The 19,677-nt window shown below is 37.0% G+C and carries 22 protein-coding genes; 2 read left to right on the top strand and 20 right to left on the bottom strand.

What is annotated here, in order from left to right:
• Nucleotides 1–48: 48 nt before the first annotated feature.
• From queA to HND50_16095, 7 genes are all read right to left on the bottom strand, one after another.
• Nucleotides 49–1,080, bottom strand: a complete 1,032-nt coding sequence (gene queA / locus HND50_16125) for a tRNA preQ1(34) S-adenosylmethionine ribosyltransferase-isomerase QueA (protein ID NOG46770.1) — start codon at nt 1,078–1,080, stop codon at nt 49–51.
• Nucleotides 1,081–1,104: 24 nt separating this feature from the next.
• Nucleotides 1,105–2,133 carry a Holliday junction branch migration DNA helicase RuvB gene (gene ruvB / locus HND50_16120; GenBank protein ID NOG46769.1) on the bottom strand — a complete coding sequence of 343 codons (1,029 nt, stop codon included), beginning with the start codon at nt 2,131–2,133 and terminating at the stop codon, nt 1,105–1,107.
• Between the two features lie 5 nt (nt 2,134–2,138).
• Nucleotides 2,139–2,735: a Holliday junction branch migration protein RuvA gene (gene ruvA / locus HND50_16115; GenBank protein ID NOG46768.1), complete on the bottom strand. Its 597-nt coding sequence runs from the start codon at nt 2,733–2,735 to the stop codon at nt 2,139–2,141.
• Nucleotides 2,736–2,741: 6 nt separating this feature from the next.
• Complete coding sequence (gene ruvC / locus HND50_16110; protein ID NOG46767.1) at nt 2,742–3,242, bottom strand: crossover junction endodeoxyribonuclease RuvC; 501 nt, start codon at nt 3,240–3,242, stop codon at nt 2,742–2,744.
• Nucleotides 3,242–3,994, bottom strand: a complete 753-nt coding sequence (locus HND50_16105; protein NOG46766.1) for a YebC/PmpR family DNA-binding transcriptional regulator — start codon at nt 3,992–3,994, stop codon at nt 3,242–3,244. Before HND50_16105 ends, ruvC begins: the two co-directional genes overlap by 1 nt.
• 261 nt (nt 3,995–4,255) lie before the next feature.
• Nucleotides 4,256–5,188, bottom strand: a complete 933-nt coding sequence (locus HND50_16100; protein ID NOG46765.1) for an SDR family oxidoreductase — start codon at nt 5,186–5,188, stop codon at nt 4,256–4,258.
• A gap of 80 nt (nt 5,189–5,268) precedes the next feature.
• Nucleotides 5,269–6,465 carry an aminotransferase class I/II-fold pyridoxal phosphate-dependent enzyme gene (locus HND50_16095; protein ID NOG46764.1) on the bottom strand — a complete coding sequence of 399 codons (1,197 nt, stop codon included), beginning with the start codon at nt 6,463–6,465 and terminating at the stop codon, nt 5,269–5,271.
• Nucleotides 6,466–6,601: 136 nt separating this feature from the next.
• Here HND50_16095 and HND50_16090 point away from each other — a divergent pair, with 136 nt between their 5' ends.
• Nucleotides 6,602–7,027: an Rrf2 family transcriptional regulator gene (locus HND50_16090; GenBank protein ID NOG46763.1), complete on the top strand. Its 426-nt coding sequence runs from the start codon at nt 6,602–6,604 to the stop codon at nt 7,025–7,027.
• A gap of 81 nt (nt 7,028–7,108) precedes the next feature.
• Nucleotides 7,109–7,537: an Rrf2 family transcriptional regulator gene (locus tag HND50_16085; protein NOG46762.1), complete on the top strand. Its 429-nt coding sequence runs from the start codon at nt 7,109–7,111 to the stop codon at nt 7,535–7,537.
• On the opposite strand, the gene HND50_16080 is transcribed toward HND50_16085, so the two are convergent.
• From HND50_16080 to HND50_16020, 13 genes are all read right to left on the bottom strand, one after another.
• Entirely contained in the window at nt 7,527–7,886 is a 360-nt protein-coding gene (locus tag HND50_16080; protein ID NOG46761.1) for a response regulator, read from the bottom strand. The genes HND50_16085 and HND50_16080 overlap by 11 nt on opposite strands.
• A gap of 89 nt (nt 7,887–7,975) precedes the next feature.
• On the bottom strand, nt 7,976–8,590 hold the full coding sequence (gene maf / locus HND50_16075) for a septum formation protein Maf (protein NOG46760.1): 615 nt from the start codon (nt 8,588–8,590) through the stop codon (nt 7,976–7,978).
• Nucleotides 8,568–9,422 (bottom strand): geranylgeranylglycerol-phosphate geranylgeranyltransferase, encoded by an 855-nt coding sequence (locus HND50_16070; protein ID NOG46759.1) that lies wholly within the window; start codon nt 9,420–9,422, stop codon nt 8,568–8,570. Before HND50_16070 ends, maf begins: the two co-directional genes overlap by 23 nt.
• Nucleotides 9,419–10,333, bottom strand: a complete 915-nt coding sequence (locus HND50_16065; protein NOG46758.1) for a peptidase T — start codon at nt 10,331–10,333, stop codon at nt 9,419–9,421. Before HND50_16065 ends, HND50_16070 begins: the two co-directional genes overlap by 4 nt.
• A 2-nt stretch (nt 10,334–10,335) precedes the next feature.
• Entirely contained in the window at nt 10,336–11,100 is a 765-nt protein-coding gene (locus HND50_16060; protein NOG46757.1) for a hypothetical protein, read from the bottom strand.
• A 21-nt stretch (nt 11,101–11,121) separates the two neighbouring features.
• Nucleotides 11,122–12,558 carry an Asp-tRNA(Asn)/Glu-tRNA(Gln) amidotransferase subunit GatB gene (gene gatB / locus HND50_16055; protein ID NOG46756.1) on the bottom strand — a complete coding sequence of 479 codons (1,437 nt, stop codon included), beginning with the start codon at nt 12,556–12,558 and terminating at the stop codon, nt 11,122–11,124.
• Between the two features lie 15 nt (nt 12,559–12,573).
• A complete protein-coding gene (locus HND50_16050; protein ID NOG46755.1) occupies nt 12,574–13,647 on the bottom strand; it encodes a hypothetical protein in 1,074 nt (357 codons plus the stop codon).
• Nucleotides 13,648–15,072, bottom strand: a complete 1,425-nt coding sequence (gatA, locus tag HND50_16045; GenBank protein ID NOG46754.1) for an Asp-tRNA(Asn)/Glu-tRNA(Gln) amidotransferase subunit GatA — start codon at nt 15,070–15,072, stop codon at nt 13,648–13,650.
• A gap of 4 nt (nt 15,073–15,076) precedes the next feature.
• On the bottom strand, nt 15,077–15,301 hold the full coding sequence (gene tatA / locus HND50_16040; protein NOG46753.1) for a twin-arginine translocase TatA/TatE family subunit: 225 nt from the start codon (nt 15,299–15,301) through the stop codon (nt 15,077–15,079).
• Between the two features lie 169 nt (nt 15,302–15,470).
• Nucleotides 15,471–16,277 (bottom strand): CDP-diacylglycerol--serine O-phosphatidyltransferase, encoded by an 807-nt coding sequence (gene pssA / locus HND50_16035; protein ID NOG46752.1) that lies wholly within the window; start codon nt 16,275–16,277, stop codon nt 15,471–15,473.
• Between the two features lies 1 nt (nt 16,278).
• Nucleotides 16,279–16,920 carry a phosphatidylserine decarboxylase family protein gene (locus tag HND50_16030; protein NOG46751.1) on the bottom strand — a complete coding sequence of 214 codons (642 nt, stop codon included), beginning with the start codon at nt 16,918–16,920 and terminating at the stop codon, nt 16,279–16,281.
• Nucleotides 16,921–16,974: 54 nt separating this feature from the next.
• Nucleotides 16,975–18,270, bottom strand: a complete 1,296-nt coding sequence (locus tag HND50_16025) for an adenylosuccinate lyase (GenBank protein NOG46750.1) — start codon at nt 18,268–18,270, stop codon at nt 16,975–16,977.
• Between the two features lie 105 nt (nt 18,271–18,375).
• The gene (locus HND50_16020; protein NOG46749.1) at nt 18,376–19,575 is read right to left on the bottom strand and encodes a trypsin-like serine protease; all 1,200 of its coding nucleotides are present in this window, start codon (nt 19,573–19,575) and stop codon (nt 18,376–18,378) included.
• Nucleotides 19,576–19,677 lie beyond the last annotated feature (102 nt).

Raw genomic sequence — 19,677 nt, 5'->3', positions numbered from 1 at the left:
AAATCTTACTATTATTTTAAGAAATTTAAAAAGAAAAATCTTAAAAAATTAATAAATAAACATTGCGTCGCCATAGCTGTGAAATCGGTACTTTTGTTTAATGGCTTTTTTGTAAGCTTCCATCATAATATCCCTGTCAGAAAATGCACAGGCCAATAGAAATAAAGTTGAACCTGATACATGAAAGTTTGTGATCAAAGCATCTACAACTTTAAATGTATAAGGCGGATGAATATACTTGTCAGTCCAACCTGAGTTTGCTTTAACATACTTGTCTACAGTTGCGGCAGTTTCCAGCACACGAACAGAAGTTGTACCGACGGCAATAATCCTGCCACCACTTCTTTTTACTTCATTAATCTGCTGTTCCGATTCCTGGGATAATTCATAATATTCTGAATCCATCTGATGGCGTCCTAAATCTTCCACCTGAATAGGCCGGAACGTTCCAAGCCCAACATGTAAAGTAATCGGGATTATTTTTACACCCTTTGCTTTTAACTTCTCAATTAAATCTTCTGTAAAGTGTAATCCCGCTGTGGGTGCAGCCACTGCTCCAATCTTTGATGCGTAAACTGTCTGATATTTTTCTTTATCCAGCTCTTCAGCTTCTCTTTTGATGTATGGCGGTAGTGGTGATTTACCTACTTTGCCGATTAAATCAAAAAAATCTGAGCCATTATAGTCAAAGCGCACAACCCGTCCGCCGGATGTTGTATTATCAATAACATCGCAACCCAAATCTTCTGTGATTTGAATCCGGTTTCCAACACGTACTTTTCTGGCTGGTTTTACTAATACTTCCCACATGGTACTGGCTAATTGTCTTAAAAGAAGCAGCTCTACCTGGGCATCTGTTTTGTCTTTTACACCAAAAATGCGGGCAGGAAAAACTTTTGTTTCATTTACAACCAGTGCATCACCCTCTTTAAAATAATCGATAATATCTTTAAAAATTTTATCTTCAAGAGTGGAATCCTTCCGATTGACGACCATCATTTTTGACTCATCGCGGACATCCACAGGATATTGTGCTACAAGTTTTCTTGGTACGTCAAATTGTATTTCAGAAAGCTTCATAATATTACTCCTACTTACTTTGTTTTAAAATAAGGACTGCTGATTAAGCGGTCCCTGTTGTTTTCCTTGTGTCAGGCCAAAATGCTCATATGCTAACTGAGTTACCATCCTGCCCCTCGAAGTTCTTTTAATAAACCCCTGCTGAATTAAATAAGGTTCATAAACTTCTTCAATTGTATCACTTTCTTCACTTACCGCCACGGCGATTGTATTCAGGCCAACCGGCCCGCCCTGGTATTTTTCAATAATGGTCATCAAGATTCGTTTGTCCATATCATCCAGGCCTTTGCTGTCAACATCAAGCCTTTTCAATGCATCATCCGCAACAGCTTTGGTGATTTTATTTGATGCCAGTACCTGTGCAAAATCGCGCACCCTTCTTAAAAGACGGTTCGCAATCCTGGGTGTGCCACGCGACCTTCGTGCAATTTCCATTGCACCTTCTTTTTCAATCTCAATATTTAAAATTTTTGCCGATCGTAAAATTATTGTGAACAGTTCATCCGGCAAATAATAATCCATGCGCAACACAACGCCAAACCTGGCACGCATAGGAGCGGTTAATAAACCTGCTCTTGTTGTGGCGCCAACCAGAGTAAATGGTTCCAAATTCAGCTGAACAGATCGAGCACTCGGTCCTTTATCGATAATAATATCAATATGAAAATCTTCCATAGCCGAGTATAAATACTCTTCCACAACGCTGTTTACGCGGTGGATCTCATCAATAAAAAGAACATCTTTTTCCTGCAGGTTAGTTAGTAAACCTGCCAAATCACCTGGTCGTTCTAAAACCGGCCCTGATGTAGATTTTATATCAACGCCAAGCTCCTTACTCAAAATCATTGCCAAAGTAGTCTTACCGAGCCCTGGCGGCCCATACAACAAAACATGATCAAGGGCTTCCCCTCTTTGCTTTGCTGCCTCAATAAAAACTGCCAGATTATCTTTTACTTTTGACTGACCAACAAACTCACCCAGTTTTTGCGGACGAAGGCTAATCTCAAATTCATCGTCTTCAATTAAATGGTCTGGGCTGATAATATCATTCATAAAAGCTAAATAACCTGCAGTGCATGTTTAAGTAAATCTTCAACTACTTTTATTTTTCCACCGTTTTGTGCTTTTTCAATGGCTTTACTTGCTGAGACTCGTGTGTATCCTAAAGAAATAAGAGCCATTATTGTTTCTTGCTCAACGCCATTAAAAGATGATTGAGCGGAGCTTTTACCAGCACCGGCAACTATATCAATCTTACCAAATTTATCTTGTAACTCTACTACCAGGCGCTGTGCAGTTTTTTTACCAACACCGGATATTGTATTCAGCGTTTTCTCATTTCCTGTTTGAATCGCATTGATCAATTCATCAGGCGTTAATCCTGATAGAATTGTTTGCGCAAGCTTTGGGCCAATCCCTGATATTGACAGCAAACTCAAAAACACATCACGTTCTTTTTCATCTATAAAACCGAACAGCTGCAAAATATCTTCACGTACATGAAGATAGCTTTTGATTTTAACTTTTCTGCCTGCTTGTGGTAAATGTTTATAGGTAGATAAAGATATCTTAAAAAGATAGCCAACACCATTTACATCAACTACAATCTCAGTTGGCTTTTTGGTATCTATAATCCCGTTAATGTATTCGAACATTAATTTTTAGCTTAACCCTTTTGCTTCTAATTGCAACCTGTTCATCTGGCACAAGGCTACTGCCAGTGCATCCGATGCATCTTCAGGCGTAATTTTTTCTTTTATCCGTAAAATATTACTTACCATAAAACTAACCTGATTTTTCGATGCCGCGCCATTTCCAACTACGGACATTTTTACTTCCCTTGCTGTAAACTCAGTAACTGATGCATTATTTTTTGTTGCCGCCACAATCGCTGCGCCACGCGCATGCCCCATAACTATAGCCGTTTTAACATTATCTGCATAAAAAATATCTTCAATTGCAACTCGGTCCGGCTTAAAATCTGCAATGATTGCGTCCAATGAATTAAAAATTACATGCAGTCTTTGCGACAAACTTTCTTTAGCCTTTGTGCGAATATGCCCAAACTTTACCAGGCTTGCTTTATTTTTTTTTATATCGATCAACCCATATCCCGTTGTATTTAATCCAGGGTCGATTCCAAGAATTCTAAAATCACTCATTATTCGGAAAGTATTCTTTCCATTTCCTCATCTTCGATATCAAAATTTGCATAAACATTTTGGATATCATCATGATCATCAATCTGGGTCATCAGCTTCATCAACTGTTCAGCTTCTTTACCTGCAACCTGAACAGTATTTTTTGGGATCATTGTCTGCTCTGCTGACTCAATTTCAATTTCGTTTTCTTCTAGAGCTGCGCGAACCTGATTAAAATCCTCAAAAGATGAATAGATGACAAAATCGTCATCATTTGTTTCCATATCCTCAGCGCCACATTCTATTGCCAACTCAAACAATTGATCCTCAGTATACTTTTCATTTGCAACAGTGATCATTCCTTTACGCTCGAACATCCATGCAACACTGCCATTTTCACCAAGATTACCACCTGCTTTGCTTAACATAAATCTTACTTCTGCAACAGTACGGTTTTTATTGTCAGTAACCGCATCGATATAAACAGCAACTCCACCAGGACCATAGCCTTCATATACTACATCTTCATATACAACGCCGGGCATTTCGCCTGTGCCTTTTTTTATAGCATTCTCAATATTTTTAGCGGGCATGTTTGCGCCTTTGGCAGCACTAACAGCTACACGCAGCCTGGGATTCATTCCAGGATCGCCGCCACCAACACGAGCAGCAACGGTTAACTCTTTTATGATTTTTGTAAAAACTTTGCCTCTTGCAGCATCTACTTTTGCTTTTTTATGTTTAATGGAATGCCATTTGGAATGACCCGACATTAAGTAACACCTCCAGGTATATAACAAATGAAATATAAGCTTTAGAAACTATCTGACATCTAAATAATAACAACTTATACTAACACTGTTATATTCTAAATTGTTGTTTATATTTTCTCTGACTATTAAGTGAGCTTGCTATTAAGATTGCAATATTTTAAGAGGGTAAATTTACACAAAACAGGAGGGTTTTCCAAAAAATAATTAAGCTTGAAATATATATAAAAAAACTAGACAAAATCCAACTAAATCTAAATATTTTTATTTTTTTAATTCATTTTCGAAATAAGGAATTGTTTTTTTAAGGCCTTCTTCTAAAAATATTGTTGGTTGCCAGTTTAATTTTTCTTTAGCCAGGGAAATATCCGGTTGTCTTTGAGTCGGATCATCAGCTGGAAGTTCCTTATAAATTATTTTTGAGCGTGATCCTGTTAATTCAATAACTTTTTCTGCCAGGGCCTTTATAGTAAACTCGTTTGGATTGCCAATATTAACCGGACCAATAAAATCGTCTTTCTGCATCATTTTAATCGCTCCGTTAAGAAGATCATCAACAAACTGAAATGACCTTGTTTGAAGACCTTCTCCATAGATTGTAATATCTTTGTTCTGCAAAGCCTGTATTATAAAATTACTAACAACACGTCCATCATTTAAAGCCATTCGCGGACCATATGTGTTAAAGATTCTAATTATTTTAATATCAACTTTATTTTGGCGGTGATAATCCATCATCAATGTTTCGGCAACACGTTTTCCTTCATCGTAGCAACTCCGCACGCCAATAGGATTTACATTGCCCCAGTAACTCTCAGTTTGGGGATGAATTTTGGGGTCGCCATAAACTTCACTTGTGCTGGCCTGCATTAACCTGGCATTTACGCGTTTTGCCATGCCAAGCATATTTATCATTCCCATAACACTTGTTTTTATTGTTTTTACCGGATTGTATTGATAGTGCACCGGAGAAGCAGGGCAAGCAAAATTATAAATCTGATCAACTTCTAACATTATGGGTTCAGAAACATCATGACGAATTAATTCAAAGTTCCAATGGTCAATTAAATGCCGGATGTTATTTTTAGAACCTGTAAAAAAATTGTCAATACAAATTACGTCATGTCCTTCATCAATAAACCGTTCGCATAAATGTGATCCTATAAATCCTGATCCGCCGGTTACTAAAATACGCATTGAAACTCCATTCTATTAATAATTGCTAGGCTGAAAAACTTTTTTAGCTGTCATTAAAAAAATCTTCTTTCACTATTTTTCTATTTAATTTTATTTAGAGCCTGTGATAGATCGTTAATAATATCAACCGGATCCTCAATCCCAACTGATAACCGAACCAGGCTTTCAGTGATTCCAACAGCTTCTAAGTCCTCTGGTGAATACGTGGAGTGTGTCATTGAAGCCGGATGTTCAATCAATGAATCCACATCACCGAGACTAACTGCCAAGGTTATCAGATCAACTGAGTCCATTAGCTTTTCGCCCGCTTTTCGACCACCTTTAACCTCAAACGCAATCATTCCACCAAAACCGGACATTTGTTTCTTTGCCAGTTCATATTGTGGATGAATCGCCAGCCCAGGATACATTACTTTTTTTATCTTTGGATGGAATTGAAGATATTTTGCAATTTGTAATGCGTTTTCCTGGTGTTTTTCCATTCTGACGGCCAAAGTTTTTAAACCGCGTACCAGCAACCAGGCGTTTAATGGGCTGATAACCCCGCCAATATCCCGCAAAATAGACATTCTTAGATTATCGATATATTCCTTGTCAGCGATTGCAATCCCGGCAACTGTGTCTCCATGGCCGCCAATATATTTTGTTGCTGAATGCACTACAATTGAAGCTCCAAGTTCTAAAGGGCGTTGAAAGTAAGGTGTTGGAAAAGTATTATCTACAACAACGGGAATTCCATGTTTTTTAGCAATTTTGACACACTCTGCAATATCAATTATTGTCATAGTTGGGTTGGCAGGTGTTTCAATATAAATGAGACGTGTATTTTCATCGATTGAGTTTTTTATATTATCTAAATTAGTTGCATCAATTTCCCTTGCCTCAATATCCCAACGAGGTAAAGTTTCTGCAAACAGCTGATGCGAGCCACCATAAAGCGTATCAGACGAAACAAAATTATCCCCGGATTTACACAAGGAAAATATAACGCTGGAAATAGCAGCCATTCCGGAGCTAAATGCCAAAGCGGCTTCCCCACCCTCCAAAAAAGCCATTTCTTTTTCTAAAGCCTCTTGCGTTGGGTTGCCAATACGTGTATAAACATAACCTTCTCTTTCACCATTAAATATTTCTGCACCGGCTTTTGCATTTTCAAAAGCAAATGTCGAGGTTTGATAAATCGGTTTTCCAACAGCGCCGGTTGCAGCATCGTAACCTCCGGAGCCATGAACACATAAAGTAGATATTTTTAGATTTTTTGTATTTCCTTTAGACATTTTGACCTCATAAATAAAATTCTATTATAAGAATAAATTCAGTAACTAATTTAGTTAATATAAATCAAAAATTAAAGAATAACATTTATCTGTCATATATTATATTGATAACAAGAAAACTGGAAAAGGAGATCCAATGCTATCAAGCAGCACTGTTTACGCAATCCGGGCAAGTATATTTATTGCGGCACATAAAAATGAAAAATATTTACCAATATCTACAATTGCCGAAAAATTGGATATTTCGTTTCATTTTTTAACAAAAATTTTACAAAAGTTAACCCAAATAAACCTAATGACCTCCTATCGTGGACCAAATGGAGGTGTTTCGTTTACTAAACCAACAAATAAAATATTTCTAATTGATATTGTTGATGCAGTAGAACCAAATCCCATTTTTTCAGAATGTCTGCTCGGAATCCCAGGCTGTGCAGATGCCGAACCCTGCCCGCTTCATGAAGATTGGGGACCTATCCGGAAACAACTACGCTCGAAGTTTGAAAAAACCAATTTAGCCGATTTAGCTAATAAAGTTAGCAGGTTTAACGAACGGTTAAAATAAGTTGTGATTTAATTAACTTTATTGCATTTAATTGATCATATATTTAAGATAAAGTAGTACTAATTAATATTTAAGGACTTTATGCTTTCCAATGCAGCTATTTATGCCATAAGAGGTCTAATATATATTGCTTCACAAAATGACAGAAGTACCATTCCTATTTCTGAAATATCCGAAAAACTAAATATTTCATTTCATTTTTTAACAAAAATATTTCAAAAATTTACGAGCAAAAATATCCTATCCTCAAATAGAGGGCCAAAAGGTGGTATTTCATTTAGCCGCTCCCCGGAAAAAATTTATATTTTTGAAGTTGTAGATATTGTGGATGGAGGTGGAATATTTGATAAGTGCGTGTTAGGTTTACCGGGTTGTGGAGAGTTGGAACCATGTCCAATGCATGATAACTGGGCCAGGGTAAAAGATGACATTAAACAACAATTTGAAGAAACAACAATTCACGACCTGGCCACAAAATTAAGTGCACGTAATGCTATTTTCAGGGTTTAATATTTTTTTCAATTACATCAATTAGTTCATTTCTTTCAAAAGGTTTACTTATTACAAAGGCCTGCTCCCCTAAAACTTTATTGTTCATATTTTCCTGGCCAAAAGCAGATACAATAAGTATCGGGATTTTCTTATCCTGTATGCGAATTTCTTTAGCTAAAGTTAACCCATCCATTTCAGGCATTTGAACATCTGTTATTACCAGATTATATTTTTCTTTTTCAAAAAACCTTAATGCCGAACGCCCATTTTTTGCATAGGTTATTTGATAATTCTGGTCTCTTAAAAAGATCTCCACCATCTTTTGAATATTTGGATCATCATCTACAAAAAGTATTTTATTGCTCATAATAAAGTTGATAATTGTCCATATTATCCATTACCCATCCGATGGGAACCTTTCATTTGTTTATTTATTAATTTGGAAGAACTGCAAAGCTATTCCTGTAATGCAAGATTTGCAAGAAAATGATCCAAAGTTGTAAAAAATTTTGCTAGGGGGAATCCCACAACATTTGAATAAGCGCCATTTATTTTTTCAACCAGCATAGCACCTTGCCCTTGAATGGCATATGCCCCTGCTTTATCCATCGGCTCACCTGTATTTACATAAGCCATTATTTCATCATTATGCAAATCCCGCATTGTTACCTCAGTTGTGCAAGTCTCGATGAGGGATTTATCATACTTAAGTAAAAATAAACCGAAAGCTGTATGCACCTTGTGGCTTTTCCCGGACAATGCTTGTAACATCTCAGCGGCATGTTGCTCATTTTTTGGTTTTCCAAAGATATTATCACCAATTGTTACAATTGTGTCTGCAGAAATAACTAAGTGTTGCGGGTATTCCCTGGCAACCACCAGACCTTTCTGATGTGCAATTTCTTCAGCAAGTAAAATCGGATCGGAAATATCTACCGAAGATTCATCAAAAGAACTTGGGATAACCTTAAACTGAATTCCTGTACTAGCCAGCAATTCATAGCGCCTTGGCGAAGCAGAAGCTAAAATAACGTCTAAATGTTCCAGATTAGTAATTAGAGAAAATATCATGATTTGCTCCTATGTATATTGCACAAAGCCCAATAAACATATCAATTTTTAACATCAGGCTTACTCTGTTTAACCACATAACATCATTCTTAAACCAAAGCAAAATTGAAATAAGCAGAAGAACAGTTGCAACGCCAGGAATTATGATATAAATATAATAAATATTGTATTGATTTAATACAAAAGGAGCGAATAAAAATAGAATTAAAATGATAAAAATAATATTTATCAGTAGAACAGATTTAGTTTTCCCATAACGACCGGCAAAAGTAACAACCTCTCTTGCTAAGTCTCCTTGCACATCTTCCAAATCCTTAACAATTTCCCTGCCAAAATGGAAAAGAAAAGCAAAAACAGCCGGAGCTACTCCAACAATCCAATCATCAATTGCCATAGCGCCAAATATAAAAGCCAATCCGGATATAAGACTTACAACAAAGTTACCGGCTAATATTGTCCGTTTAAAATAAAAACTGTAAAAGTAAAGAATGGCGGCTGAATATAATGCAATAAGGAAAAGAATAAATCCTGCAAACCATGCTAAAAGTAATGACACAATATTAATAATAAAATAGGCAACCCATGCATTTTGGATTGACACTTTCCCTGAAGACAGGATTCTGTGTGGCTTGTTGATCTTATCGATCTCGATATCATAAATATCATTTACAATGTTTGCTGCAGCTGTAATTAAACTTGCAGAAATCATTGCAAGAATCACAGTTTTGGAAAGAAAAAAATTAGCAGACAGTGATGCAGCAATTAAAACGGAACCACCTGTAATGGCCACATTTAACGGGCGTGTAAGTTTTAACAGATAGAAAAAAATCATCGTTCATGTCCAAGGCTTACAAAATTTATTTTCTCACAAGTCGCGGCCCCAACTGCCATAAAAGGCGTATTAAAAGCAAATGCAATCTTTCCGGCATTATTAATAAAAATAACTCCGCCATCGCCATTTACCCTTTCTCTCATGTAAGCAACCGAATCATTTACGGCTTTTTGAGGACTTACTCCTGCTTTTACACGATCAATAACTTCTCTGGCCAACTGAACCCGTAAAATTCCTTCGCCCCAACCAGTACATGCAACACCGCCAAGTAAATTATCTGCAAAAAAACCGGAACCGGCTATGGGACAATCGCCAACTCTGCCAGCCATTTTATGTGGTGTCCCACCTGTTGATGTACCCACCACAATTTGTCCACGACTATTGATTACAACCGCCCCAACTGTATCTGAAGGCACTTTTTTTTCAAAGAAAGATTTGATGTTTACTTCTTTTTGTTTTGATAGCTGGGTATGTAATTTTTTTTCTCTGCCAACCAGCAAATTTTCAGTCTTCGCTGCCTGGGTATTATGTGCACTGGCAAAAGAGGCAGCACCCACTCCTACAAGTAAAACATGTTGCGATTTTGTCCTGACCAGGTTTGCTACTTCGATGGGATTTTTTACATTTTGAATCGCGGCCACTGCACCAATACTTAGGTCTTCTCCAACCATTATCGCCGCATCCATTTCAACTTCACCGGCGCTATTTAAAAATGAACCTTTACCGGCATCAAAAGTCGGGTTATCCTCCAAGTTTTTGATAATAGCCAAAACAGTTTCTAAAGAATCATCTGATTTGGATAAGATTTCCCGGCCAACGTTCAACGCATCTTTTATTCCTTTTAGATGCGCTTTGTGAAGAATTTTAGGAATGTCCCATGCACCACCGTGAATGATAATTTTCGGAGTCATGTTTATTCGGTTTTTTCAGGAGTAATTTTTTGCAGTTTTTGTAAAAGGGACTGAAGCTTTAATTGAACATCAGTTTCAATTGTTGGGTCATTTAATGCAGATTTGACCATTGAAATCACTTTGTCACTTTTTTGGGCTGGAAAAAACATGATATTATTTTCACCGGCATCGCGTGTTTTTATCAATCCCTTATCAGCAAGAGCAGACAAAGTTGTTTGCAATTCCCTTGCAGTGGTTTCGTTTTTTAAATCTGTTGATAAGTACAGTTTATCAATTCGTAAAGGTGATTTTATCCAAAGCTTTTCTAAAACTGAAAACTGTTCATCGGTAATTAGATAGTCTTTTGCTTTAAGTTCAAATAGTTTATCAATTTCAAGTTGTTGCGCGGCCACCTTTGCAGCAAATGCAGCCATAGCTAAAACAGGAACAAAGTTATCAGACCTTGGCCGATTCATAATCTGATCCATTTTATCCTGTACATTTCTTGGAGTGTAATAAGAGCTTGTTCGGGTATCAATTTTCAATGGATTATTTGAAAGCTTAGGCATCGTAATAACATTTTTGGGGATTTTCTTATTTACCGGGTGAACAAGCTGTAGGGAAAGTGAATCATTATTGATAAACAATGCGCTATCGAGTGATGCTTTCTTTAATGAATCAATTTTTGTTGAATCATTTGTTGTCGTCTTAATGGAATCCTGGCTGAAAAGAAAAGAATTAAAAAGAACGAAAATAAAATATATAAAAACCAGGTTCTTCATTACCATAATATCAGCCTAATTAATATTTTAAAGTAATTTTTTACGCAAGATTTCATTTGTCTGTTTCGGATCAGCTTTTCCCTTTGAAGCCTTCATTACAGCGCCCACAAAAAATCCAATAAGCTTCTTCTCACCGTTTTTGTAGCGTTCCACTTGCTGTGTGTTTTCAGAAATCACCTGGTCAATCAGTTTATCAAGTTCACTGCTGTCAGATATTTGGGCAAGGCCTTCCTGTTCCACGATTTGAGCAACACTTAGTTCCGTTTCTGCCATTTTCTCAAAAACTGTTTTTGCGGCACTACCGCTGATTGTTTTATTTTCAATCGAATTTAACAAATCGGCAAGCCGGGCCGGAGTTATCGAAATATCACCAATCTCAACTTTTTGCTGGTTCACCAGGCGCATTACCTCACCCATAATCCAGTTACTTGCAAGTTTTGCATTTGCCACACTTTTCACGGTTGTTTCATAATAATCGGCAACATCTTTACCCGCGGTTAAAACTTCAGCATCATACTCGGGTATTTTATATTCTTTTACAAAGCGTTCTGTCCTCTCATCAGGCAACTCCGGCAGAGATGTATGGATTTCATCCAACCAAAGTTGGTCAATTTTTACCGGCACAAGATCAGGATCTGGGAAGTAGCGATAATCATGCGAATCTTCTTTTCCACGCATCGATTTTGCCACATTTTTTACAGGGTCCCATAATAATGTTTCCTGTTGAATTGTACCGCCGTCTTCCAAAACGGATGCCTGTCGTTTGATTTCATATTCCAATGCCCGTTCAACGTTACGTATAGAGTTCATATTTTTGAGTTCCGCTTTGGTACCAAACTCTTCCTGGCCAAAAGGCCGCAAGCTGATATTGGCGTCACAACGTAAACTGCCTTCATCCATATTGCCATCACAAACACCCAAATAGCGTACCAACTGGCGGATTTTTGTAAGATAGGCTGCAGCTTCCTGTGCAGAACGCATATCCGGCTCGCTAACAATTTCAATCAGAGGAACGCCGCAGCGGTTGAGGTCAACCAGCGTTTCATTTTTATTGACATAACTTTCATCATGCACAGATTTTCCGGCATCTTCTTCCATATGGATTCGCGTAATGCCAATTTGTTTATGCTGGCCATCAACAACAATATCGATTGAACCATGTTCACAAATAGGCTCATCAAACTGCGAAATCTGATAACCTTTTGGCAGATCGGGATAAAAATAATTTTTACGTGCAAATGTATTTAAGCGGTTTATTTGCGAATTTGTGGCCAGTCCCATTTTGATGGCGTATTCCACCACTTTTTTATTTAACACAGGTAAAACGCCGGGCATACCAAGGCATACCGGACAAACCTGAGAGTTAGGAGCAGAACCAAATTGGGTGCTGCATCCACAAAATATTTTTGTTTCTGTTGCAAGTTGGGCGTGTACTTCCAACCCGATTACTACTTCGTATTTCATTGGTATTTAATATTCCTAATTACTGGTCACAAAGTTATTACCATTTTGCCATGTTGGATAATCGGCATGTCCATTACTTGAAAGTCTTAATAAATTACCGCTCTCAATTGAGAGTAAAAACACTTTTCTTTTTGAGTTTAATGAATTTGAAATTAAAGTGATATAATCCAAATCATTTGATAAGTCTGGATTCCCCATCGAGGCCGTTTCAATTTTACGATAAAACTGTTTTTGATTTTTTCCAAAAATATCCGAAATATAAAATGCCATTTTTCCTTGGAATTGTCTTCTAAGATTTTGGCGAAAATTATGAACACCCCTTTCCCCAGATTTTATCCCTGTTTGAAAAATAATTTTATCTCTAAACCATTCCAACCAAAAAACAGGTAAATCTCTTTCTATTTGAGAAATAAGAAAAGAACTATCTGCATTTCCAAAAACGAAAATAGTATTTCCTGATGAAAATAATATTTTTGACTCATCGACTGAGACTGAAATGTTATCGAAAGGATAATTATTCTTCCTGTAAAAAATTTCTGATCGTTTATTAGATTCCAAATCTATTCTAACTAGAGATGAGTCATTTGAATATAAAATGGAGTTTTGAGTTGGTAGAAAGCAAAAATCAATTATTGATTTATCTCGTACCAAAACTCTATAATTCGATGAGAAATCACACTCAACAATCTCTTTCTCGGTAGAAAATATTACAGTTGTATCATTGCGAAAAACAGGGGTAAGATTTTTTTTTGGTAAAACATTGTAATTATAAAGAGTTTTGCTAGTAAGATCATTTAAATTTAGTATAACTAAACTTGCTTCATCATCAGAGTTTTCAAAAAATGTTAAATAATTATCATTCATAGACCATGCTAAAGAAACTATTTTCTTATTTTCAGCTTCGTAAATTTGAATCTCATTTTCTCCTTTTGCATCGATAAGAAAAATTTTTGAACCATCTTTAACAAATGCAATCAGTTGTTCATTACTAATTTCACTCTTTAATAAAGCATTCTTTTTAGAACAGCTATATGACAAAAGTAATGATATTAAAAATATTATTTTTAGGATATAATTCAGCGACTTCATTTAATCAGTTTTTATAATTTTTTCTATAGAACTTCCCAAATCAAAAATAGCTTGTTCGTTAAAAGCTTTGGCTTGTAACTGAACTCCAAAAGGCAGACAGTTGCTGTGTGTTCCCGCCGGGATACTCATCCCGCAAATACCTGCCAGATTAGCCGAAACTGTATAAATGTCCTGTAGGTACATAGAAAGAGGGTCGTCTTTTTTCTCACCAATTTTAAAAGCTGTAGTTGGTGTAGTTGGCGAAAGAATCACATCACATTTTGTAAAGGCTTCATCAAAATCATTTTTTAACAAACGGCGCACCTGCTGCGCTTTTTTATAATAAGCATCATAATAGCCGGCAGATAAAACATAAGTCCCCAGCAAAATACGGCGCTGTACTTCCTCACCAAAACCTTCATTACGCGTTTTCTCATACATATCTATCAAGCCTTTGCCCTCATCCAAACGAGCACCGTAGCGAACACCATCAAATCGGGATAAATTGGAAGATGCCTCTGCTGTTGCAATGATGTAATAAATGGCAATCGCGTATTCTGCCGTTTTTAAATCTATATTTACAATATCAGCACCCCGGTCTTTCAGCTGTCCAACAATTTCCATAATACGTGTATTAATTTCAGGATCAAGGCCTTCTGCAAAATACTGTTTTGGGACACCTATTTTTAAACCTTTTATTAAAGGATTGATTAAGCCGGCATAATCCGGAATTTCAATATCAGCCGATGTGGAATCCATTTTATCATGCCCGGCAATTGTGGCCAACACAAACGCAGCATCTTGTGATGAATTTCCAAAGATTCCAATCTGGTCTAAGGATGATGCAAAAGCCACAAGCCCATAGCGAGAGATTCTTCCATAGGAAGGTTTAAGACCAACTGTTCCTGTAAATGAAGCCGGTTGCCTGACCGAACCGCCCGTGTCACTTCCCAGTGCTATATCGGCACAACCTGTAGCAACTGCAACTGCAGATCCGCCGCTTGAGCCGCCGGGAACCATTTCATTGTTATGTGGATTTTTAACCGGTCCAAATGCAGAATTTTCATTTGAAGAGCCCATAGCAAATTCATCAAGATTGGTTTTGCCAATGATGATTGCGTCTTCGGCTTCCAGTTTATTTATAACCGTAGCATTATAAGGGGATTTAAAAGGTTCAAGGATTTTACTGCCGCACGTGGTTATTTCATCTTTTATGTTGATATTATCTTTAATGGCAATAACCAACCCGGCAAGAGTACCAACGGAATGACTATTTTTAATTCTTTGATCAATATCAGCGGCTTTTTTTTTTGCTTTTTCCGGGAAGGTATTCAGGAAAATATTGAGGTCTTTGTTTTCTTGAATCTTTGTAAGACATTCATCCAAGTGATTAACAGCTGAAAGTTCCCCGCGTTGGATCGACTGAACAATTTTTATTGCTGGCATTCATTTACTCACTCTTTGGTGTTTCATCTTCTTTTTTTGCACTCTTTTCATTCTTTTCCTTTAGAGGGGCATTAATATCCAGCTCACTTTGAATATCCTGTGATGCTCTCTTAAATTCATTAATTCCTTTACCAAGACCTTTTGCCAGCTCCGGTAATTTTTTAGAACCAAATACCAATAAAATAATGAATAAGATAACAAGTAATTCTGTTGTCCCTATTCCAAACATTTTGCACCGCCTTTTTGAGTTGTTTTAAAAATTAATGTAATCCCAAACCAAAAGATAACAGCTGTCAGGTTTTTTGTTACAGGTTACAGGTTGCGAGTTATTTTAACATGCAACTCGAAGATGCAACCAAATCCTTAGTTTCTAAATATATTCTAGCAACAAAAAATACTTATTCAATATCGTTTTGTTGCTTACTTTCAACATTCTCATTTTGTTCAGTTTTATTTTGCGATTTTTTGGCCGATCGCTGGCTACGTTTTTCTTTATATTTCTGCCTGCGTTCACTGGTCTTCATAAAAAGTGTTTTAATAAGCCCGCCACCTATATATAAAAGCATTGCAGGAAAAATTAACATATTTGGAAAAAACAAAATACATATTCCAAAAATTAACAGGAATGCTAAAATAATTTTATGTCTTGTATTACCTTTTAAAGAAATTTTTGCGACCTCATAGCGAACATTGCTGACCATTAAAAGTGATACAATTGCCGTAAGTGCCATTAAAACTCTTGGAAATGGCTCACCATCAAAATACCTTTCAACCAAAACAATATAACTTATGATTGTAATTGCCGCTGCCGGAATTGGCAAACCGCTAAAATGAGTTTTTGTAAATCCACTTAGTTGTACATTAAAACGGGCCAGACGGATACTGCCAAATAGCAGTGGCATAAAGCTGAATAAAAAGCCTACATTATCAAGCTGGTTAAAGTAAAAATGATAAATAAGAAATGAAGGCGCAACACCAAAAGAAACAACATCAGCCAAGGAATCATACTCAACACCAAATTTACTGGAAGAGTTTGTAATACGTGCAACTTTGCCATCTACTGCATCTAAAAAAGCAGCCAGGCCAATCATCCAGGCCGCCATTACAAAATCTTTTTCAACCGCAAAAAACATCGACAAGTAGCCAAAAAGCATATTGCCGACAGTAAAAGAGTTTGGTACAACCGAACGCGAAATCCGTATCACATTAATACTCCCCGATAATTGTACTGCCGCTTCTTACTTTTTGCTTAAGCTTAACATTAACTTTTACCGAAAGCGGAAAATACATGTCAACCCGGGAACCATATCGGATTAAACCAAAGCGTATCCCTGCCTGTGTTGTATCATCTTTTTTTACATGATAAACTATACGGCGGGCAATAAGACCTGCAACTTGTTTAAACAAAAGTCTTTTCTCGCCAGATTTAATTCCAATAATAGTGCGCTCGTTTTCAAGATCTGCAGAATCTGCAAAAGCAGCCATAAATTTACCCGGCGCATAATCAAGATAATCTACTTCTCCGGAAAATGGGAAACGGTTTACATGAACATTAAAAACGGACATGAAGATTGTCACACGTTGTACTTTTTCATTGAAGTATTCTTTTTCCTCTACCTCATCTACTTTAATGATGGTACCATCAGCCGGTGCGATAATCAGGTTATCACCTTGTGGCGTCTCGCGGTCCGGATCACGAAAAAAGAAAAAGTGAAAAATAAATATGGCTAATATAACTGCAGCCAAAGCTTTTAAATAGATTGTATCAAGCGAAAAGCCCAATGCAGCTATCACAAGAAAAATTATTCCCGTCCAAATTATTATAGGAATTCCGTCTTTAGCGATCATCAAAACCTCTTTTTAATAAAACTTAATTTTGTCTATTTAAGCTCACAAATGAACTTATTTTAAACCGACTTTATTGAAAATATAGTCAACTTTACTCAACCGTTTTTCAATCGAACAGAGATCATCTATTTCTTCTGCAGATAAAGCTTCTTTTAAGTCAGGATCGGCTTTAAGCAGTTTAGCAAAATCCTCTTTTTCTTCCCAAACTTTCATGGCATTACGTTGCACCATTCGATATGCCTTTTCCCGTGATACACCTTTTTGTGTAAGTGCTAAAAGTACCACTTGAGAGCTAAAAAGGCCGTTTGTTTTTTGCAGATTAGCCATCATATTTTCCGGGAAAACATTTAAATTAGCTATCAGCCCATTTGCTTTTTTTAACATGTAATAAAGCAGCATAGTGCTGTCCGGCATAATTATCCGCTCTACGGAAGAATGCGAAATATCACGCTCATGCCATAAAGCTACATTTTCCATGGCAGTATGGGCATTTCCACGCAGAAGTCTCGCCATCCCGGAGAGTTGCTCGCTAATAATGGGATTTTTTTTATGCGGCATTGCAGATGAGCCTTTTTGCCCTTTTGTAAATCCCTCTTCTGCTTCCAATACTTCTGTTCGCTGCAAATGGCGGATTTCAACAGCAATTTTCTCAATCGTTGCGCCAATCAAAGCCAGTGCAGACATATAATGGGCATGCCTGTCTCTTTGTAAAACCTGTGTTGAAATATTAGCAGATTTCAATCCCAGCTTCAAACAAACATAATCTTGTACCTGTGGATCGAGATGATCATAAGTGCCAACAGCGCCTGATATTTGGCCAACTCTGATTGATTCAACGGCCTCTTTCAACCTTTCTCGCTGACGCTTGAGTTCATCATACCAAACTGCAAGTTTTAAACCAAAAGTAATTGGCTCGGCATGTATACCATGCGAACGCCCCATCTGGATAGTATTCTTAAATTCTACAGCCCTTTTGCCAATAGTTTTTATCAAAGCTTCAAGCGCATCTGAAATCAGTTTTCCTGCCCTAACAAGCTGAACGGCTAAAGCAGTATCCAGTACATCTGAAGAAGTAAGTCCATAATGAATGTAACGCGCCGGCGGACCAACGTATTCTGCTACATTTGTTAAAAAGGCGATAACATCATGTTTAACTTCAGCCTCAATCTCAAGAATTCTGTTTGTTTTAAAGTTGGCTTTTTCTTTGATTGTTTTTAAATCTTCATCGGGAACAATTCCAAGCTGGTTATTTGCTTCACTTGCTGCAATTTCAATTTCCAGCCAAATCGAAAAACGTTCCTCGTCTGTCCAAATTTTTTCTATTTCCGGCAATGAATATCGTGCAATCATTTTTTCTCTATCCTTAATACATATTCCTGGATGCAGATCCAGGATATTCGGTTTTATTTTTAATTCTGTTTTTTGAGGTGGTCTGATGATTTAAAAGAGTGGTCATCACTGACTCACTCCATTAATGTCTTTTTCCAATATTATATTTACCGGCTTAATCTTACCTTCACGCCAGACTTTCATATTTAGCTTATCTCCAACCTTAAGATATTCTGTACCCATGGCAACCTTTACTGATGCCTCATCTTTTACAGGCAGGCCATTTATCTCAATTAAAACATCTCCCAATTCAAGACCGGCTTTTTCTGCGGGGCTGCGTCGTTTTATATTAGAAACAAAAATCCCTTCCTGTTCAGGATATCCAAGCTCATAAGCAACTACCCTGTTTATTGGACTGTAACGAAATCCCACCCAAAAATCCCGGTCAATTTTATTCTCTTTTAAACCTTTAACAATTTCCTTTATACGATTAATTGGAATGGCAAAACCAATCCCAACCGAGCCTGATGAATATTGACCGCCCGTATAAATAAAAGTATTCATACCGATAACTTCTCCGGCTGCGTTAACAAGCGGACCGCCACTATTACCTGTATTTATTGAAGCGTCTGTTTGTATCATATCCTGATAAATACGGCCTTCTTCAACCCGCCCAAAATCCCTGTCCATTGCACTAATAACACCAACAGTAACCGTTGGTTTACTTTTTTTAAACAGGCCAAATGGATTTCCCAGTGCAATAGTCCATTCGCCAATAACCAAATTATTGGAATTACCCAAAATAGTTGCCGGCAATGTATGATCATCAATTTTTAACAAGGCGATGTCAGAAACAAAATCCTGTCCAATCAGCCGGGCCGGATATTCATTTCCATCAGATGTGTTTATTGTAATCTCAGTTTTTTCTGAATGACCAACAACATGATCATTTGTAACAACATAGCCATCATTGGAAATAATAAAACCAGATCCCAGCGAAGGCACTTTCTCCCGGTAAACTCTGTCACGATATATTTCTGGAAAGAATCGTTGAAGAAATGGATCACCTCGCCAAATTCTTTTTTCTATTTTTGTAACATTGACGGATACAACCGCAGGGCTGACCATTTTTACCGCTTCAGTTATTGCAGTTGTGCGGCTATTATACAGACCATCATTTAGTGGTTGTAGCTTTTGTTCTACCTGGCCGGTAGTTTCATTTTGACCAGACAATGGCTCTGGATCATTTTTTTGGGTTCCACATGAAATTATCGCAAGTATAAAAAACAATCCATACACGTATTCTTTTTTAAATCTTTTATCCATGTCTTTATCCAGCAAAATTATTAGCTTATGTGATTAAACCATCTCTACAAATAATGTTTTATTCCAATTATATGGATTGAAATCACCAAATAAACTCAGGCA

This window comes from Calditrichota bacterium, assembly GCA_013112635.1.
Lineage (GTDB): Bacteria > Calditrichota > Calditrichia > Calditrichales > J004 > JABFGF01.
The sequence above is the reverse complement of the archived record's forward strand: the minus strand, read 5'-3'. Positions and strand labels throughout refer to the sequence as shown.

Coding starts and splice junctions, on each gene's coding strand:
- HND50_16095 (NOG46764.1), bottom strand. CDS start 6,465: ATGTCTAAAGGAAATACAAAAAATCTAAAAATATCTACTTTATGTGTT.
- gatB (NOG46756.1), bottom strand. CDS start 12,558: ATGAAATACGAAGTAGTAATCGGGTTGGAAGTACACGCCCAACTTGCA.
- HND50_16100 (NOG46765.1), bottom strand. CDS start 5,188: ATGCGTATTTTAGTAACCGGCGGATCAGGATTTATAGGATCACATTTA.
- queA (NOG46770.1), bottom strand. CDS start 1,080: ATGAAGCTTTCTGAAATACAATTTGACGTACCAAGAAAACTTGTAGCA.
- HND50_16080 (NOG46761.1), bottom strand. CDS start 7,886: ATGAGCAATAAAATACTTTTTGTAGATGATGATCCAAATATTCAAAAG.
- ruvC (NOG46767.1), bottom strand. CDS start 3,242: ATGAGTGATTTTAGAATTCTTGGAATCGACCCTGGATTAAATACAACG.
- HND50_16105 (NOG46766.1), bottom strand. CDS start 3,994: ATGTCGGGTCATTCCAAATGGCATTCCATTAAACATAAAAAAGCAAAA.
- HND50_16090 (NOG46763.1), top strand. CDS start 6,602: ATGCTATCAAGCAGCACTGTTTACGCAATCCGGGCAAGTATATTTATT.
- gatA (NOG46754.1), bottom strand. CDS start 15,072: ATGCCAGCAATAAAAATTGTTCAGTCGATCCAACGCGGGGAACTTTCA.
- HND50_16085 (NOG46762.1), top strand. CDS start 7,109: ATGCTTTCCAATGCAGCTATTTATGCCATAAGAGGTCTAATATATATT.
- HND50_16030 (NOG46751.1), bottom strand. CDS start 16,920: ATGATCGCTAAAGACGGAATTCCTATAATAATTTGGACGGGAATAATT.
- HND50_16070 (NOG46759.1), bottom strand. CDS start 9,422: ATGATTTTTTTCTATCTGTTAAAACTTACACGCCCGTTAAATGTGGCC.
- HND50_16065 (NOG46758.1), bottom strand. CDS start 10,333: ATGACTCCGAAAATTATCATTCACGGTGGTGCATGGGACATTCCTAAA.
- ruvA (NOG46768.1), bottom strand. CDS start 2,735: ATGTTCGAATACATTAACGGGATTATAGATACCAAAAAGCCAACTGAG.
- maf (NOG46760.1), bottom strand. CDS start 8,590: ATGATATTTTCTCTAATTACTAATCTGGAACATTTAGACGTTATTTTA.
- HND50_16025 (NOG46750.1), bottom strand. CDS start 18,270: ATGATTGCACGATATTCATTGCCGGAAATAGAAAAAATTTGGACAGAC.
- HND50_16020 (NOG46749.1), bottom strand. CDS start 19,575: ATGGATAAAAGATTTAAAAAAGAATACGTGTATGGATTGTTTTTTATA.
- HND50_16050 (NOG46755.1), bottom strand. CDS start 13,647: ATGAAGTCGCTGAATTATATCCTAAAAATAATATTTTTAATATCATTA.
- HND50_16060 (NOG46757.1), bottom strand. CDS start 11,100: ATGGTAATGAAGAACCTGGTTTTTATATATTTTATTTTCGTTCTTTTT.
- tatA (NOG46753.1), bottom strand. CDS start 15,301: ATGTTTGGAATAGGGACAACAGAATTACTTGTTATCTTATTCATTATT.
- ruvB (NOG46769.1), bottom strand. CDS start 2,133: ATGAATGATATTATCAGCCCAGACCATTTAATTGAAGACGATGAATTT.